14 protein-coding genes are annotated in these 18,535 nt (G+C 51.9%); 8 read left to right on the top strand and 6 right to left on the bottom strand.

Translation table 11 applies throughout. From position 1 onward, the window contains the following. Nucleotides 1-9 precede the first annotated feature (9 nt). From HCU74_RS00720 to HCU74_RS00705, 4 genes are all read right to left on the bottom strand, one after another. Complete coding sequence (locus tag HCU74_RS00720) at nucleotides 10-1,455, bottom strand: WS/DGAT/MGAT family O-acyltransferase (protein WP_168448482.1); 1,446 nt, start codon at nucleotides 1,453-1,455, stop codon at nucleotides 10-12. A gap of 1,112 nt (nucleotides 1,456-2,567) precedes the next feature. Then, complete coding sequence (locus HCU74_RS00715) at nucleotides 2,568-3,422, bottom strand: enoyl-CoA hydratase-related protein (RefSeq protein ID WP_168448481.1); 855 nt, start codon at nucleotides 3,420-3,422, stop codon at nucleotides 2,568-2,570. Nucleotides 3,423-3,431: 9 nt separating this feature from the next. Further along, nucleotides 3,432-4,781 carry an MFS transporter gene (locus HCU74_RS00710; protein WP_168448480.1) on the bottom strand — a complete coding sequence of 450 codons (1,350 nt, stop codon included), beginning with the start codon at nucleotides 4,779-4,781 and terminating at the stop codon, nucleotides 3,432-3,434. A gap of 66 nt (nucleotides 4,782-4,847) precedes the next feature. Continuing rightward, nucleotides 4,848-5,474, bottom strand: coding sequence for a TetR/AcrR family transcriptional regulator (locus tag HCU74_RS00705; protein ID WP_168448479.1), 627 nt, complete (start codon nucleotides 5,472-5,474; stop codon nucleotides 4,848-4,850). A 169-nt stretch (nucleotides 5,475-5,643) separates the two neighbouring features. On the opposite strand from HCU74_RS00705, the gene HCU74_RS00700 reads away from it, so the two are divergent. The 4 genes from HCU74_RS00700 to HCU74_RS00685 are packed head-to-tail and all read left to right on the top strand — an operon-like array spanning nucleotide 5,644 to nucleotide 8,615. Next, on the top strand, nucleotides 5,644-6,558 hold the full coding sequence (locus HCU74_RS00700) for an oxidoreductase (protein WP_168448478.1): 915 nt from the start codon (nucleotides 5,644-5,646) through the stop codon (nucleotides 6,556-6,558). Further along, nucleotides 6,548-7,231, top strand: a complete 684-nt coding sequence (locus HCU74_RS00695; protein ID WP_168448477.1) for a 4'-phosphopantetheinyl transferase family protein — start codon at nucleotides 6,548-6,550, stop codon at nucleotides 7,229-7,231. Before HCU74_RS00700 ends, HCU74_RS00695 begins: the two co-directional genes overlap by 11 nt. An 18-nt stretch (nucleotides 7,232-7,249) precedes the next feature. Further along, nucleotides 7,250-8,188: a metallophosphoesterase gene (locus tag HCU74_RS00690; protein ID WP_168448476.1), complete on the top strand. Its 939-nt coding sequence runs from the start codon at nucleotides 7,250-7,252 to the stop codon at nucleotides 8,186-8,188. Between the two features lie 4 nt (nucleotides 8,189-8,192). Continuing rightward, complete coding sequence (locus HCU74_RS00685; RefSeq protein WP_168448475.1) at nucleotides 8,193-8,615, top strand: PaaI family thioesterase; 423 nt, start codon at nucleotides 8,193-8,195, stop codon at nucleotides 8,613-8,615. A gap of 44 nt (nucleotides 8,616-8,659) precedes the next feature. Here HCU74_RS00685 and HCU74_RS00680 read toward each other — a convergent pair whose 3' ends face one another. Continuing rightward, entirely contained in the window at nucleotides 8,660-8,845 is a 186-nt protein-coding gene (locus HCU74_RS00680; RefSeq protein WP_168448474.1) for a hypothetical protein, read from the bottom strand. Beyond that, the gene (locus HCU74_RS00675) at nucleotides 8,845-9,390 is read right to left on the bottom strand and encodes a cytochrome b (RefSeq protein ID WP_168448473.1); all 546 of its coding nucleotides are present in this window, start codon (nucleotides 9,388-9,390) and stop codon (nucleotides 8,845-8,847) included. Before HCU74_RS00675 ends, HCU74_RS00680 begins: the two co-directional genes overlap by 1 nt. A 371-nt stretch (nucleotides 9,391-9,761) precedes the next feature. Between HCU74_RS00675 and HCU74_RS00670 the strand changes: the two genes are divergently transcribed. The 4 genes from HCU74_RS00670 (at nucleotide 9,762) to HCU74_RS00655 (ending at nucleotide 18,443) form a co-directional block, all read left to right on the top strand. Beyond that, nucleotides 9,762-10,685: an SDR family NAD(P)-dependent oxidoreductase gene (locus HCU74_RS00670; protein WP_168448472.1), complete on the top strand. Its 924-nt coding sequence runs from the start codon at nucleotides 9,762-9,764 to the stop codon at nucleotides 10,683-10,685. 89 nt (nucleotides 10,686-10,774) lie between these two features. After that, entirely contained in the window at nucleotides 10,775-14,329 is a 3,555-nt protein-coding gene (locus HCU74_RS00665) for a thioester reductase domain-containing protein (protein WP_168448471.1), read from the top strand. Nucleotides 14,330-14,367: 38 nt separating this feature from the next. Next, nucleotides 14,368-15,684 (top strand): spinster family MFS transporter, encoded by a 1,317-nt coding sequence (locus HCU74_RS00660; protein ID WP_168448470.1) that lies wholly within the window; start codon nucleotides 14,368-14,370, stop codon nucleotides 15,682-15,684. Between the two features lie 350 nt (nucleotides 15,685-16,034). Next, nucleotides 16,035-18,443, top strand: coding sequence for a TonB-dependent receptor (locus HCU74_RS00655; RefSeq protein ID WP_168448469.1), 2,409 nt, complete (start codon nucleotides 16,035-16,037; stop codon nucleotides 18,441-18,443). Nucleotides 18,444-18,535 lie beyond the last annotated feature (92 nt).

The following is an 18,535-nucleotide window of genomic DNA, read 5'->3' as shown; positions in this document are numbered from 1 at the left end:
TCTGCCTACCTATGCACTTTCTTTTTTACGCGTTGTCGTGGCCAACACATCGACGGCATCAATATGCTCCTGAAGGGAACGATTAATACACTGGTGATAAAATTCCGGGTCGTCCATGATTTTCCGACATGAGACGAAGGTCAATGAAGCATAACCGTTGTAACTGGTCACGGTATGAAACAAACCCTGGCCATCCATCAGACAACCAAGCCCCATAGCCAAAGAGACCTTGGCTCCACAAAAATACAGTGGAAACTGCGGCCCAGGGACATTGGTAACCGTGGTATGCGGCATCGGCGCTTTCGACTGCAAGCCCGTATCGGCCGCCACCCTCATCCCCAGCGACATTAAACTCGTGGGAATCGAATCTATCACGGTGGAAATACGTTCAATGCCAATCGCTTGTGCGTAGACCTTGGATCGAACAGCATCCTCATTGATTGCTCTGGCCCGCTCCAGCGGATCAGCAATATCAGTACGCAGGCTCACATTCATCGTAGAAGCTTCATTACCGCCTTCTGCGTTGACATTGTCTTTGGTTCGCGTACTTATCGGCACCAGGGACACCAACGAACTATCCGGCAATTCTCCCTTCTCGCTGAGATAATGCCGCATTGTGCCGCCGACAATGCTCAGCATGACGTCGTTCAGCGTGCAATTACCTGCTGCATTCTTAATGGCTTTCAGCTGAGCCAATTCCATACGCAAACCACCGAATACACGGTGTGGGCTGACATTGCCGTTAAACCGTGTTCGCACTTTCAAGTCGTGGTCCTGCTCAGCTCCCTTAAGCAACTCACGGACTTCTTCGCTTCGGGACTTGACCGCATGTCTTACTAAAGCGCTCACTTGCTTAGGCGTTTTAAACAGCTTGATATAGGCTTTTCCCAGTTTGGAGAAATGACCAGGTTCGCTTTCCGGCATCCATTTGTCGATAGTTTTACTCAGTACCGGCTTCGGCTCAATATCATGCAGCGCTTCGCCCATTTGCGAGCCGGTCGAGCCGTCGATTGCGGCGTGATGGGTCTTGCTGAATACTGCCCAGCTACCTTTGGGTAGACCATTAATGTTATCAAGCCCCTCGATAACATAAGCCTCCCAGGGTGGCCTGCCGAGATCCAGGGGTCGGCTATGGAGCCGGGCAATCAATATACACAACTGACGCCAATCACCCGGCGACGGCAGGGCAATATGACGAACGTGGTACTCCAGATCGAAGTCCGGATCTTCTATCCAGTAAGGAGTATCAAGATCAAAGACCACCCTCGAAAGTTTGCGACGAAAGACCGGTGACCTATCTAACCTTTCTTCATATCGCTGCAAAACGTCTTTGAATCTGACCGAGCTCTCCCCTTCCCCCGGAGGGTCGTAGATGGACACACTTGAAATATGTAACGGGGTTCTTGAGGACTCGTTGTAAACAAATACCGAGTCCATGGCGCTAAGTTGTTTCATACAAATTATCCTTACTGTTTAATTCGACAGAGCACGACTACTCATTCAGTCGTTTGCCTGGGAAATCCCTCATCAATTCGATCTAACCCTCAGACGATATCGCGACCAGTTGCTCTAAAAGGTCAGTGAAACTTGCAACACTTCAGTACCCTCACTGTTGTCAATATCAGCGAGATATGCCAATGCAGTCACGGCACTAAAACTCCTCGCAACAGCATGCACGGATGGAATCTCTTTGTCGTTAAACTGATTTAACGAACGGGCTATCACTGAGACATTTTCTCAATCCCGACTACAGTCCGAGTTAAGGAATTCAATGCGGTTGTCGGCGAGAATCTCTTGGGCAGAATTAGTGTTACCCATCGTCTTTTCATTATTCATTATTCGGCAAATCTGTCGCTGGCAATGACGGCTCACGCCACATTGGCCCCAAACAAGCTCGACCTACCGACCAGGCATACTGCACTATTGTATTACTATGTTACTATAATTTTTGCAACAGAGGGAATACCTGCTTTGATTGGAAGCATTGCAACAAGTAAAAAGACCTGATGGCGGACGCCAGTATTCACGGCCAAATCAGGCACGCGCCCCCTCCTCCGGCGGCCCATAAATGGCCCCAAGGCAAGATCACAGATAGTGCAAATTTCAGGGAATGTTTCGAAAGCCGCCTTAATAAGGACGCTGCTGAAGGCATCGCGCGGCCATTCCAAAACACACTAACTTATTGATATTTATTGATAATATTTGAAATTGGGCACACACCAACCCCAGCATTGCGAATTGCAGCTCGGCGCGCACCCGAAGACGCAGGCAATGGATACCGATAGTTAAGTAGAAACCCGGCCCTACTCCTCTCAGGTGAGACGCTATTTTCCGCTACCCTGCGATCAGGTCGGAAATGGTCTAGGGACAGCCAATGGTGGAGGGGCGGCCGGTGGGCTGACAAATGCGGGGTTGGTCCAGGTGATAGGGGCGCGGGCATTAATAAAGCCAGACAACAGGGAGTGGCTCTACAGGTTACCGGATCTGGACAGGCCACCAGCCCTCTCGCTCAGATAGCAACCTGCCTCCCTCTTGGCCATTCTCTCCCGCGCTTCGTTTTCAGGTGCTCAAAATGCGGTATCGCGAATTTTTCCTAGCTCGGGGAACACTGCTTCGCGCTTTTCCATACTGGCAGTGAACGCTTCTTGCATATGACTTTGCGCAAGCATCCCGGCGTTCCATACACCAATATAATCCAGCGTGTCGCTGGTAGAGTGGTCACGGCCGTAATTAATGAGCGTTTTACACCCAGTGACGGCCAGAGGGCTCTTGCGGGCAATTTCGCTGGCGATACCCATAACGTGTGTCAACATCTGCTCGTGTGATTCAAACACCTCATTCACCAGACCAATCTCCCTGGCCTTTTCTGCGCTGATGCGCTCGCCGGTATAGGCCATTTGCTTTACCCAACCTTCGCTGACATAGCGCTGCAGCCGCGGAAATGTGCCGACATCGGCGGTCATGGCAATATTGGTTTCCTGCACACAGAAGAAGGCATCACTGGTGCACCAGCGGATGTCACCTGCGCAGATCATGTCAATACCGCCGCCGACAACCCCTCCCTGACATGCCATGAGCACGGGCATGCGAGCCTCTTCGATGACGTTAAAGCTATGCTGTATACGCTTTACGTTATTGCGAAAAATATCTGCGCTAATGTATTGGTCATGCTGCTCGGCACTCGTGAGATCATCTCCGGCAAAAATAGATAAGTCCATACCGGCAGTGAAGTGCTTGCCTTGAGCGGAAATGACGATAACGCGCGCAAGGGCCCCGCGATCGATTGCCTGTATGATTTGAGGAAGATCATTCCAGAACGCCTTGTTCATGCTGTTCATTGCTTTTGGTCGAGATAGCACAATATGAGCCACTTTGTCGCTTATGGTGACTTCAAAGCATTCGTAGTTGTCTTTCAGCATCATGGATTCCTTCTATTGGTTATCTAATGCGCCGATACCTTTCAGTTCAGCGATAATGTCTTTGTGAGCTTCTGGCGTAATAGGAAACCGCCAGAGAATCAGCATTGCCACAGTATTGGCCACAACCGGTATAGCGACGACAAGGTACAAGAGGCCCTGTATGGCGTCAGGCGAGTTAAGCTCTGCCGTAGAATCGAAGCCGATAAGGTTTAGCAAAAAATAGGTCGTACCAATCGCCATGGCTCCGGCTAATTTTTCCCCGGTTGTAAAGCAGGCGAACATAAATCCGGTGCGGTAGACCCCTTTGTTTTGCAAGGCGTCAAAATCAGTGGTGTCAGCCAGTAGTGATCGTAACAAGATGGGGGATGAACTGAGGCCCAAACCCATTAAGGCAAACAGCATCGCGATAGAAACGATGTCGCTGTGAGGAATAAAAAGCAGTCCCAACTGGCAGCAACTACCGTACAGCATCGCAATGAGCAAGGCTTTTGGCTTGCCAAGCCTATAGCTTAATGCCATCCAAAGAGGCGCCCCGAAAATCGCCGGCAGAAAGAACAACAATAGCAAAGAGCTCGACTGCTCCTCCAATCCCCAAACCCACTTCAATGCAAACAGCAATACGCCGCTTGTCGCCGATGCCGCAAAGAACGTCAGGAAAATAGCAAGCAAACACCGAATATACGCCGGATTGGTACTAAAAATGGATTTTATGTCGGCAAGACGGGTGTGCACCTGCGTTACAGCGGCCTTGTCGGGCACAAACTTAAGGCAAAGCAACACGGCAATCGGCATGCTAATGATAAGAAACCAGCCCATGCTGGCCACTTTTTGTCGAGCGCTTACATTCCATAGCTGTTCTGCGGCCGCCGGCACAATTAGCACCAGAAGCATTCCCAGGCTCATGATGATTTCACGCCAACCGTAGATGCGGGATCGCTCGTGATAAGAAGTCGTGAGATCAGCGCCCCAGGCCTGATGAGTGACCGAGCTAATAGTCATGCCAAGGTAAAGCACAAAAAGCCAGGCGACTAAATACAACGGCGAAACCGAATCTGGCGGCATATAGATCGCGAATGCGCCGGCTATGGTGATGGGCACACTGAGCGCAATCCAGTGCCGGCGCTTGCCCCATCGACTGGGAAACCGATCCATCAAATAACCGATCGTCGGGTCGGTGATAACGTCCCATATTCGAGCAAGCGCAAAAATCAGACCAACGGTCGCCACCCCCAAGCCAAGGTCTTGCGCAAAAAATGGTGGCAGGTATACCGCCAAGGGCAAACCAAGCGCGGCAAAGGGCAAGGACACAGAGCAATAGCTCGCCAGTACCGAAACTTTAGTGCTGTTATGGTTTGAGGGCATGGGCTATATCGCTTGCTGGTTGCACTGAAGAGGCCGTAGCTTGACCCAACACCCAGGCAGGACAGGTCACGCCTTGACACTCAGCACCTGAGTGCAGGTGTTGGCAATCATATCGAAGGCTGCATCGACATCTACAGTGTTGTCAATCAGGTGCAGCGACCCAACTCCCCGCAACATCCCAATAAACGTGTAGGAAAAAGCCCTGGGGTCTACATCCGTCTTCACTTCGCCGGCTTTCTGGCCGCTTTCCAGTAGCTCGACAATCATGTCGCTTATCTGGCGGTTATACTTGCGGAAGGTGGTAAGCAATTCGGGAATTAATGAGCGACCTTCTGACATCAGTCGACTTTGCGCCAACACCAGCTCACTGCGCTTGGCAACGCTGTCCAGATAAAATCGGCTCATGGATTTCAGTGTCTCGATACAGGAGTCAGAGTGCCCCACTGCTGACTCACGCAGCATATTTGTCCATTCTTCAAGCACCCTCATACAAGTCGCCTGGAGCAGATTGCTTTTCGAGCCGAAACGATGGTTGACGAGCCCAGGACTAACCCCGGCCTCTTTGCCCAGACTGGCAAGCGTCATCTTGTTGGGGCCATCCCTTGCAATTAACTTGATGGCGGCCATGTACATCGCCTCTTCAGTCGCTTCGATACGCTCTGCCTGGGTGCGGCGTTTTTCTGGAGCTGGCATGGGATGCTGATTCCTCTGTGGTCAATAACACCAAAGTGTACCCGACAGCCGGCCGAGAAGTCATTGAATTGGGATTTAATATCATGTATTGTCACAACATACTAAATACCCATTTATTATTATTCAAGTCAGAGGCGCGCCGCGCTCGACCTGACGAACAGGAGCTCTTATGCCTAAAGGATTCACCGACAAGGATGTGCCGAACATGGCGGGGAAAGTCGCTGTAGTAACGGGCTCGAACACAGGTTTGGGGTTTGAAGCAGCAAAAGTACTCGCCGGACGTGGTGCTGAAGTTGTTGTGGCGTGCCGATCCAAAGACAAAGCGGAAGCCGCAATGGCGCAGATACGGCAGGAACACAGCAATGCATTGCTCAAATATGTGCCTCTGGACCTCGGCAGCCTGTCTTCGGTGAAGGAAGCTGCCGCGCAGATCAATGCACTCCCCCGCCTGGATCTTCTGATCAACAACGCCGGCATTATGATTCCGCCTTACGAGCTAACCGCCGACGGCTTCGAATCACAATTTGGCGTAAACCATCTAGGCCCCTTTGCCCTCACCGGCCTCCTGCTTGATAAGCTAAATGAAGCCCCAGCGGGGCGCATAGTAAACACCAGCAGCCTTGCCGCGAACAAAGGCCGGTTCCTGTTCGATGACATTAATGCCGAGACAGGGTATGACGCAATGGAGCGCTACAGCATGAGCAAGCTGGCGAATCTGGCGTTTTCCAACGAGCTTGATAAACGCCTGAAAGCCTCGGGCTCAAAATGTGTCTCGATCGCCTGCCATCCTGGCATAGCCACAACCGAGCTTTCGCGACACTTCCCATGGTGGGTAATGCTAGGCGCGCCATTGTTCTGGCTGTTATGCAATTCACCCAAGCAAGGTGCGTGGCCGACATTGATGGCGGCTACAGATCCTTCTTTGCAGGGCGGGGAATTCTGCGGCCCTTCCAAGCGAAAGCAAATGGCGGGACCGGGCGTGTTGGTCAAAGCGTCAGCTAACTATAGCCAGGCAGACGCGAACAAACTCTGGGATCTTTCTGCTGAATTGACAGGAATAGACTACCTTCGCAATGCTGGCTGATCATTTCCCGCCGGACATCGCCCTTGTTGTTGCGACAGACCCCATGCAGACCCAACGGCTAAGCGAAGCTGAAGAGGCGTGTGTCGCTAACAGCGTGGAAAAACGTAAACGTGAATTCCGCAGCGGCCGCCATGCAGCGAAAGCAGCATTGCGGCAGCTAGGGCTGAAAGAAGATATCAATCTACTGCCCATAGCAGGAGGCACACGCCCGGATTGGCCTGCCGGGTACGTCGGCAGTATCACCCACACAACGGGGTTTTGTGCCGCAGCGGTTGCGACGCAAACCCATTACCAAGCCATCGCTATCGACGTGGAGCCACGAACGCCGATACAACGCAATGCTCTTGCCGCAATTTGTACCAATCGTGAACAACAGTGGATCGCACAACAGCCGGATGACCACTACAAAGCGGATTGGGGAAAAACTTTTTTTTGCATCAAAGAGACGCTTTACAAGGTATTTAACCCTATTCACGACGTTTATTTGGACTTCCAGGAAGCCGAAGTTCAGCTTAGTCGCCAAGACGGGAGCTTTACGGCGGATATTCATCAACAAGCCAAGGGAATAACTTGCCGCTATAGCGGCCGCTTCGGTATGAACGAGCGGTATATTTATGCCAGCACGCTGTTGAGGCAAGAGTTACCGCAAAAGATTAGGCGAAGCGTCCCTTAACGGCCCGGTGACTAAAGCATGCCACGCATTTTCGCCATTTCAGACCTCCACGTGGATTTTCCCGAAAATCTGCAATACATGCTGTCGCTCTCCAATCACGACTACCTCGACGACACGTTGATTATCGCCGGGGATGTGAGTGATTCCCTCAGCCGCCTGGAACAGCTTCTCGTCGACGTGAGGCAAAAGTTTCGCCAGGTCGCCTTCGTTCCGGGCAACCATGAACTGTGGGTGCGAGATAAGACCGCAGCGAACTCACTGGAAAAATTCAACACCATAATGACTCTCTGCCAACAAGTTGGCGTTCACACCGAACCGTTTAGAGTCGAATATGGGCAGCGCTCCGTCTGGCTTGTACCACTGTATTCCTGGTATCGAACAGGCGAGGCCGATAAACATTCTCTACTCATTACAAAAGAGGGAGAGGATTGGAAAAAAAGCTATTGGATGGACAACTACAACTGCCGCTGGCCAGACCAACTTGATGCAGAATCCGGCGCTGTTGCAGATTTTTTTCTATCACTGAATAAGGACGCTGTCACGCGCGGTTACGATGCTCCCATTCTGAGTTTCAGTCATTTCCTTCCGCGCAAGGAATTGATCTTTGACGATCCAGTGATTGCGGCACGCTTTTGCCAGGCCGATGCGGTCATCCCGGCTTATCCCGGCGACCCTGCCCCAACATTCAACTTCACGCGAGTTGCTGGCTGCGACAAACTTGATGAGCAGATCAGGCAATTGGGGGCTGTGATGCACGTCTACGGCCATCAGCACCACCAGCGCAATCGCTCAATAGCGGGCGTTTCCTATGTCTCCAATTGCCTGGGTTACGCCCGTGAGCGACGCCGGCTAGGGGGCTACGCAAGCCCCAAAATGCTATGGAGGGATGGTATTTTCCTCGAACCCGAGGAAACCGTAAGCGACACATTGACAACACCAAATCTCAAGAGGACTTAAAATAATGCCATCCACCAAAGAACAAAACGCCGTTGATAAACTGAGGGCGGGAGCACCGAAATTTATAGAATTGCTTGGCGGGCGCTTACTGACTGTCGATTTCGAAACTCAATCCTGTACTTTTGAATTCAATGTCAGCACAGATTTCTGCCATTCGGTCGACATTGTCCAAGGCGGATTTACAACCGCCATGCTGGATGCAGCGATGAGTCATGTGGTGTACGCCTGCGACGACAGCGTGAAGGGCTTGTCATCACTTGAGATAAAGACGAGCTACCTTGATGTAACTCGAGCAGGTGTATTGAGAGCCGAGGGATACATCGTCAAGGCAGGCTACAAAACAGCCTTCCTGGAAGGGCGCCTTTACAATGCAGAAGGTGTGCTCTGCGCCACAGCAAGCTCTGTTGCCAAGATTAGCAGAAAGTAGGCTTTTTATTCAGAGCGACCCGCTACAGCTGGCTGAGCAAACACTTACGCCTCAGCCCGGTGGAAGCTCAGGATTATACGACCACGTAGTGGTGGTTTTACAATCATCGCCGCCCCCAACAAGGCTAATGGCGGCGTAATATCTGCTTTCTCGGCGCTAAAAAAGTCGCAGCCCTCGGGCACCCCTGAATAATCAAAAGCGCCCTGGATCACAGGGAAAATCTCACCCATTACGACCGCTTGGTAAACGGTAACATCCGCACCAAAACATCATCTTTGTCGACAAAATGATGCTTCAGCGCAGCGACTATGTGAACTACCAAAAGAGCGACGATGGTCCAGTAGATACCTTTGTGAAAGGTGAGCAGCGTGTCGTACATGGCGTCATTCACGAGATCAAAACTGCTGTAATTGATGTTGTAACCCCGTGCAATAAAATCCTGCTTGGTGGTTGAGGCCAGCATTATGCCAACACTGACCTGGGCGAAAAGACAGATATAGAGCAGGTAGTGCACGGCTTTGGCTGCCAACTGCTGCATGTCAGACATCGTTGTCGGCAGAGGCGGAAAGCCTTGCCGCGCCCGCCAGATCGCGCGAATGATCAGGCAGATGGCGATGGTGGTTACGGAGGCGCCGTGGCCGCCATATTCTTCAGGCTTTAATGGCTCGGGCAGGTCTGACATACCGTAGGAAAGTATCAGTGTGGCAAAAATATTCAAGGCCATGAGCCAGTGTATGAATTTATCGAATTTTCCGTAGGTGCTTGTGTTGTCCATCGAGAATACGCCTCAATCAGGTTGGGAGAATGGTTAAAAAAATGCCCTGTTGTCTACTGTGCTGCAAGCCTTTGTGTGCAAAGGAAAAGGCCGAGCTGAATAGAAAGTAGATGTTGTTGCTCCCCATATTCTTAACCTTCCTTCTCGCTCATATATTCAAACTACTTAAGCTCAATCTCTATTGAAATTAGTGTAAGTGCCAGGATCAGCTGCTCGAGCCGAGTTTCCACCAGGAAAGTTTATTGTACCAGCGTTTAATACTTATTGTATATCCATTTAATAATATGTATGCTTTCCATGAGAGCTAGCGAAATACTATACAAAAGACGCGATCTGCGAACTATGAACTTGAAGACCAATAGGAATAAACCATGAGCGGATTTGAACTTAGTACCTATGAAGTACTGGCAGGCGTAAACCTCGAGGGCAAGCAGGCGATTATCACCGGTGGAGCCGCTGGACTGGGCTTTGAGACCGCACGAGCCCTTGGAAGCAAGGGTGCCCATGTCGTTCTCGTGGGCCGAAATGCCGACAAGCTGGAGATGGCAAAGATACAGCTGATGCGGCTCGGGCAGACCAAGGTTGACACCGAGCTGATGGATTTGGAGGACTTGGAGAGCGTCAAAGGTGCCGCCGAGCGCTTGCTGAAACGCTACCCAACCGTGGACATCCTGATCAATAATGCAGGTATTATGGCCTGCCCGCTGGCCCGTACCAAGCAAGGTTTTGAAAGCCAATTTGGCACCAACCACCTCGCTCACTTCCTGTTTACCTGCCTTCTCGCGCCATCGTTGATTGCGGCAGGTTCAGCGCGTGTGGTTAACCTGAGCTCTTCAGGGCATCACGAAGGGTCAGTCAACTTCGAAGACCCCAACTTTGAAACAACTCCCTACGAAAAGTGGGCGGCTTATGGCGCATCTAAAACCGCCAATGCGCTGTTTTCAGTAGGCCTCAACGCACGCCTTGAATCCAAGGGCGTTCGCTCATACGCCGTCCACCCGGGCATGATCGCTACGGGCCTGGGGCGTCATCTGGTGCCCGAAGATCTGGCACGTTTTGCCGCTGCGCCGGAGCCTTTTAAAACCGAACCCCAGGGCGCGGCGACCAGCGTGTGGGCCGCGACGGCACCGGAACTGGCCGATAAAGGTGGAAGCTTCCTAGCGAATTGCCAGGTAGCGCCGATCAATGACGGCCCCAAGCATTACGGCGTTAAAACCTATGCTACCTCGCTGGATAACGCGGACAAACTTTGGACACTTTCTGAACAGCTGGTAGGCGCCACGTTTAGCTGGTGACCGCTCCGAGAGACCGACGAACTGCTCGGCACATTCATCAGGAAGCCCCCAAGCGGGCTCTAATATAAAGAACAGAAGAGGAAGGCACCGTGACGAACGCATTTGAAAATATAAGCGACCCGCTGGAACGCATGATGGCGAGGTTTCAACACTTGCTGGAAACCGATGAACAAATACGCAGCATCATGCCCCTGCCAGAGGTGGCTCAGGCAGCAACAGCTGAGGGCTTGAGTACCGCGGAGCGTATAGACACGGTGCTGACCGGCTACGCAGATCGAGAGTCGCTGGGTATGCGCGACTACAAGCTGGTCAGTGATGCCCGCGGCAGGCAGGTGAAAGAATACCTTCCGGCGTTTTCCACCATCACCTATGCCGAACTCAGAGACGGTGTGCGCGCTATTGCCAATGCATGGCGGAATGAGGAAAGCATTGCGCTGAAACGTGATGAGTTTGTGGCCATTATCGGGTTTACCAGCACTGACTTTTTTATGCTGGATTTGGCCTGCTGTTATGCGCAGACGGTCAGCGTTCCTCTGCAAAGCGCGACCTCTGGTGCAGACCTGGACGAGATATTCGCCAAGGTAAACCCCGCTGCGCTTGCCGCAACAATTGATGACCTGGTTATCGCCGCCAAACATGCCGTGGTCCATGGCGGCGTTCGCACGCTGATCGCGTTCGATTGCGATCTTGGTGCGGACTACGACAAAGAGCAAATACAGGAAGCACAGGCGATTCTGGATCAGGGCGGCGTAGCGACACGCCTGATTACCCTGGATGAAATAAAAAGCCTGGGCAGCCAGTATGAATGGGAATTCATGCCTGCACACCCGGATGGCGAGGAACGTCTGGCGTATATTCTGCATTCCTCAGGCTCCACCGGTAAGCCTAAAGGCGCTATGAGTACCGACAGGATGCTCGCCCAATTTTGGGATGCCAGAAACGACAAAGCACCCGGCGTCGGTGTCAATTTTGGCCCCTTGAATCACGGTATGGGCAGGGTCTATATCTGTATGCATTTACGCAAAGGTGGCATCGTGCATTCGACCTTGAAGTCGGACATGTCTACCTTATTCGAAGATATTCGTATTGCGCGGCCAACTCACCTGTCTATCTTCCCTCGTGTTTTTGAACTGATCTACCAGTATTTCCAGAATGAGGTAACTACCCTCAGAGCGAAGGGCGTTGAGAAGGAAGCCGCCGAACGCCAGGTGGTAGAAAGTATGCGCTACACCTTCCTGGGTGATCGTCTGCTCAGCGGCGTTTACGGCTCTGCCCCAACATCACCTAAAGTGGTCCAGTTTATGGCCGATTGCTTTTTGGTGCTTCTGATCGACGGCTACGCAAATACCGAAACCGGCGCCGGCTCCATCGCGATGGATGGACATATCAATAAGGAAACGATACAGGACTACAAGCTGGTTGACGTTCCCGAGCTTGGCTACTACAGCACCGACAAGCCAAACCCCAGAGGCGAGTTTGTTTTCAAAGGGCGCTGGCAAATTAAAGGCTACTACAAAGACCCGGAGGCGACCGCCGGACTGCTGGATGAGGACGGGTATATCAAAACCGGCGATATTGTCGAACTGATAGGCCCTGATCAGATCAAGATCATTGATCGCCGTAAAGACGTTATCAAACTGTCACAGGCTGAATATGTTGCCGTCGGGCCTTTGGGTACAGTGTTTGAATCAGGCAGCCCGCTCATCAAGCAGATCTTTATCGACGGCAGCTCTCTGCGTTCCTATCTGCTGGCGGTCGTTGTTCCAGACCCCGAGGCTGTCGTGAATGCCCTGGGAGAGAATTACAGTGAAGATCAGCTAAAACGCCTGATTCGTTCGGAAATGTTGCGTGTTGGCGAGGAACGAGAACTCAAAAGCTTTGAAATTCCCCGCGACTTTATTCTCGAATATGAAGAATTTAGTCAGGAAAATGGTTTGCTGTCCAGCGTGCGCAAACGCCTCCGCCCTGCGCTGAAGGCAAAATATGGCGATCGCATGGAAGCGATGTATCTGGCTCATGAAGAGCAGCAAAACCAGGCCTATGAAGCGTTGAAGGACCCGGAATCAGGTCTGTCCATTGAAGAAAAGCTGGTGCGCCTGGTAGAACTGACGCTCGGCGCGGATTCCGCAGATGTCTTGCTGGATAGAACGTTCAACGAGCTGGGCGGCGATTCAATGGGGGCCGTGACCTTTTCGCTGGATATTGAAAATATTTTTGGCGTCAAGTTGGCCGCCGATAGCGTACTCAGCCCAACCGGCTGCATCCGCAAGTGGACTCGGGAAATTGACGCTGCGCTGTCAGGAACCGGTACACAGGCCAGTTTCGAGAGCGTTCACGGTGAAGGGGCCACCGAACTTCACGGCGCTGATCTCGACATTTCAAATTTCCTCGATGATGAGACCCTGCAAAAGGCGCAGGCGGCCGAAGCCGTTGTTGATGACGAGCGCACCGTATTGGTGACAGGGGCCAATGGTTTCCTGGGCCGTCATGTCTGCCTTCAATGGATGGAGCGCCTGGCGACCGTCGGTGGCAAGGTAATCTGTATCGTTCGCGCGCGTAGCGACGAAGAAGCCCGCGCGCGGGTAGATGCCGGCTTTATGGGTGTTGATGCCGCGCTTGAGGAGCATTACCACGCATTGGCAGCAAAGCACCTGGAGGTGCTCGCCGGCGATGTGGGCGAGTTCAAGCTCGGCTTGTCCAATGAGGTTTTTGAGCGAGTGAGTGCTGAAGTCGACCGGATTTGTCATATTGCGGCACTGGTTAACCACCGCTTAAGTTATGAGCATTTGTTTGGGCCCAATGTTGCCGGTACGGCTGAAATTGTCAGGTTGGCGCTTACCTCAAAAATCAAACCTGTCGACTTTATTTCCTCAGAGGGGACCCTGGGGATGATGGACTCCTCTAGTGGCGATATCGAGTCAGCGCTGCCACTGCCTACCGTCTCCATCGGTGAAGATGCCTACGCGGTAGGCTATGCCGCGAGTAAATGGGCCGGCGAGCACATGTTGCGCATGGTTCATCGAGATTACGGCGTGCCCGTGAATATACTGCGCGGCAATATGATGCTTCCCCACCAGAAATATCTTGGTCAGATCAATCACACCGACATGTTCTCACGCTTGTTGTACAGCGTGATTGCCACTGGCCTGGCACCGGAGTCGTTCTATGTGCCCGCCGAAGACGGCGGCAAGTTGCGGGCGCACTACGACGGCAGCCCAGTCGATGTTGTCGCTGCCTCAGTGGTCGCCAACGCCAACTTCAATCACCGTGACTGCGTCGCCGTCAACATGACCAATTATCACGATGACGATGGCTGCTCACTCGACAGTTTTGTGGACGCCATCGAAACGGCGGGCTATGACATCATCAGAATCGCGGACCACGCCGAATGGCGTACTCGTTTCGAGGAGAAACTGAACAACCTTTCCGAGGAGCAAAAGCAGCGGTCTGCCAAGGAAGTTATGGGCGCCTATGCGAGGCCGCGACCGACGGAATCTCTGAGCCATGCGGCAAGTAACTACAGGAAGCTGGTACCCACGCTGAGCACTGGACCTGAAATACCGCATCTGGACGAGGCATTTATTCATAAATGCCTGCGCGACTTGAAGGCACTGGGGATGATTGACGAGAAAGGCATCTTATAGACACCGTGCATTTAGCTTCACCAATAAGAGAAAAGTAAATGTCAGAAGCGAACAATACCAGGGTGGACGAGCAAGAAGCTCAGCCGAACTCACAAAAGGATAAGATTGAGCCTGGTATTTACCGCTGGTACGTACTCGGTATGCTGGTGCTTGTCTATGCATTCAGCTACATGGACCGGCAGATAGTATCCATTCTGCTGGAGGACCTGCGCCTCGAGTTCGCTATGACAGATACCCAATTGGGTTTGTTGTCTGGCCTTGCATTTGCGCTGTTTTACGCCACCCTCGGCGTGCCTATTGCGAGGCTGGCAGATCGCAGTAACCGAGTACGGATCGTTGCAATTGCCGTTGCCGTTTGGAGCGGCATGACTGCAATATGCGGGCTGGCGGGCTCGTTTTGGCAATTGTTTCTTGCCAGGGTGGGCGTTGGTGTTGGCGAGGCGGGTGGCGGCCCACCTTCATTGGCCATCATATCTGATTACTTTGGCCCCAAAGAGCGAGCCCTCGCCACCTCTATCTACGCAATGGGGCCAGTTATCGGCGGTTTCGTCGGTCTTGCTGCAGGTGGTTGGGTCGCACAGGAGTATGGTTGGCGCTGGGCTTTTTTCGTTATGGGGCTACCTGGCATCGCGCTGGCCTTGCTTTTGTACACTACCGTTCGCGAGCCAGTGCGCGGCGCGCTCGATTCCGTTACCAGCTCTAAAGAAGAAAATTTTCTCAATACAATACTCCTGCTGCTGCGTAATCGCCTGTGGTTGTGGCTCATCCTTGGTCAGACCTTTGCAATATTTGTTGGCTATGGCTTCTCGTCGTGGAAACCGTCGCTTTACCTTCGCCAGTTCGATCTCTCTCAAGCTGAAGTCGGTAGCCTGTTGGGTATAATGAGCTTGCTTGCCGGAGCGCCCAGCATGCTCGCTGGTGGCTTCCTAGGTGATCGCCTCATCGCAAAGTCACTTAAATTAGCCATACGTTGCATTGCTTTCGCAGCACTTCTCGTTATTCCGTTTTACGGTTTAGCATTGATGCAAAGTAGCTGGTTAGCCACCACCCTGCTTTTAGGTGTTGGCTTGGTGTTTTATTCGCTCGGATACGGCACCGCTCTGGCGATAGCTCTGTCGGCGGTAGCAGCTAATCAAAGAGCACTCGCGGCTTCGTTCGGTTTTCTTTCTTCAAATTTGCTAGGCCTGGGCTTGGGTCCGCTTTTGATCGGCGTCATCAGCGATGCCGCTGTCAGCAGTTTCGGTGACGATTCACTCGGCTTTTCTCTCGGCGTTTGTCTACTAAGCATGGTCATTTCTTTCGCATGCTACTGGGCTGCGGCAAATGAGGTCTCTCGTCGGGAGCTCAACGCTTAAATGAACAACTGCGTCGTCAGATTTCAGGCCCTTCTGCACGACAAGAAAAAGCTCCCCCACCCTGACCACTCCGCGACCAACTTGCTCTCCGCCAGGGCGTTGTCGTTGCTCTGCCGGGCGGGGCCGTCCGGAAAGTGGGCCAGGTCGGCAGTTGAGTTCAGCTGCCGTCGGTCAGGATAGCTCGCATAGCGCCGTTATCAATGGGGACGGGCACCGACTTTTTAGACCCATTTCACGCTGGAAACTGGCCCTCGCTTCAGACTCTTTTAATAGTGGACAAGGCTCTGGTTGACTCCTTCCGCCCATTTCGCTACGGTTTACTGTATAACAATATAACATTTGGTGATTTTATGAATTCCGGCCTTCCTGGAAAAATAGCTGCGACAATAAAAATTGCATTGCTTGTTACTATCTATAGCACCACCCTGCCCGTCCAAGCTCAATCGGGGCCTGCTCTTCAGGAAAAGCAGCAGCAAACGCAAAAACGTCAGCTTGAAGAAGTCATAGTTACGGCTCAAAAACGTGAGCAGTCCACCTTAGAAGTACCGGTGTCCGTCAGTGCCATTAGCGGCGACAATATGCGTGATATCGGTGCCACTGGCATACAAGATGTTGTTGCCTATATCCCAAATCTGAAATTCTCTGCCGACACCGACCCGATACTGGCCACCGTCAGTATTCGCGGCCTGGGTAGCAATCCCTTAAACACCACATTTGAATCCTCTGTTGGTTTTGTACAAGACGAGGTGTTCTACGCACGCCCCAGCTATTACAGTGAGATGGTATTTGATATAGAACGGCTTGAAGTGTTGCGCGGACCGCAGGGTACCTTGTTTGGCAAAAACACCGTTGCTGGTGTGTTTAATGTGACATCAAAAACACCCGGTGACGAGTTGAGTACTGATATAAGATTAAGCGCTGCCGGCTATGGTGAAGAGCGTTTAGAGGCGGGTGTAACTATTCCAATTGCCGACTCGTTTTCGTCGCGCATTTCCATACTTTCATTTAAAAGAGATGGCGAGCTTGAGAATACGGATATCGGTGGCAATTATGATGATATCGATCAGCTAGCCGGGCGCGTGCAATTTTTAGTCACACCCAGTGACGAACTTAAAGTACTGCTGAGCTATGTAAAGTCTGACCAGGAGTCTAATTATTGGCCGCAGCAATTGGTCTCCTTTGAACAGCATACCGCCGACTACCTTTCCCAGTTTGACCCAGAGGTGGAAGACGACCCCTTTAATCAACAGCTTTCCCAAAACACAGACGGCTATGTAGCAAAAGGTTCTGAAAGTTTCACCCTAAAAACAGACTATGACATTGGCCATTTAATTGGCTTGGATGATTTAACCGTCACTTTGGTGCTGGGCAGTAGCTCTCTTTATATAAACTCAGTCGTCGACCTGGACATTTCACCTGCTGACATAACAGACTTGGCGGTATTTTCAGACTCAGGCCAGAAATCGGCTGAGCTGCGTTTTAGTGGCAGTACAGACAAGGGTCTATTCGGCTTGGGTGAGACGGTAGAATACGTGGCCGGCCTGTATTATATAGACTCGCGCTTTGAGCAAATTGCAGATCTTATCACCGGTGAAGATCTAGCCAGCTATCTAGCTACCCCGGATTTCAGGCAGCTTGCCGGTCAGGATGCCAATGACACCGGCGCTTTGCCCGACCAGTTTGGCGCAGCGGCGGCCTTAGCCGCAGGCAGCATCATTGGCGAGGACAGTTACCGGCTGGCGTTGGATTTGGAAAGCCAAGCGATGGCCTTGTTTGGCCAATTTAACTGGACGATTAACGAGCGTTGGGCGGTGACACCGGGTATACGCTTTAACCAGGAAACAAAAACTGTGGACTTATTGGGTGAGAGTACTTGCAATACCAAGGAGACAACCGGCTGTGTATTATCAACACTGCTATCCGCGGAAGAATATAATTTCACCAATCTAGAAAGGACCGAAACAGACGTCTCGCCCAAGCTGTCTGTGCAGTACTTTATTGATGACAGCGTTAATATATTTGGCACTATTGCTAAAGGGTTTAAGGGCGGTGGCTTCAATGGCTCCTCGCTGACTGGGCAAAACCTGGAATACGATGCGGAACAAGCCGACACGATAGAGCTTGGCATGAAGGGGAAAATTTTTGATAACACCCTGCTGTTTAGCGCCACCTTATTCCAAACCAAGTTCGATAATCTACAAGTGCTTATAGACACCGGAACCGGCGTGGACGTGCAAAACGCCGCTGCCGCAACCGCTGAAGGTGTCGAGGCAGACTTCAGATGGTTAACACCACTGGAGTTTTTAAGTGTGTCCGGCTCGCTCGGCTATTTAAATGCCCGCTACGACGAGTACGATGCAGCGCCAACACCTGTTGGCTCAGAAGAAGAGACGCAAGATTTAGCAGGCAAACGACTGGCAAACGCGCAGAATTCGTCACTGCAAATCAGCCCGGAGATTACCTTACCTTTGTTTGGCAATGTTAGCCTGAAAGTCGGCATAGATTTACTTTATTATGGCAGCCAATTTTCTGAAATAGATTTGGATGATGAGGTAAAATTTGACCCCTACACTACTTACAACGGCCGAGTCAGCGTGGGCGATTTAGATGCCGGTTGGCTGGTGAGCCTGGGTGGCACCAACTTAACCGACAAAGACTCACTTAGCCGTAAAAGTGACACCATCTTTTTCCCCCACACTTATCACGCTACCCAGCGGCCTAGTAGGAAAGTATTCCTGGCGGTTAGTTATAACTGGTAAATGGCCAACTGAGGTACATGAAGCAGGCATTGACGGCTGGACGGATTTAGGCTTAATCCAGACTCCGCCCCCTGCTCCAGACGAACTCGCCA

Source organism: Spongiibacter thalassae (assembly GCF_012272835.1).
GTDB lineage: Bacteria > Pseudomonadota > Gammaproteobacteria > Pseudomonadales > Spongiibacteraceae > Spongiibacter > Spongiibacter thalassae.
The sequence above is the reverse complement of the archived record's forward strand: the minus strand, read 5'-3'. Positions and strand labels throughout refer to the sequence as shown.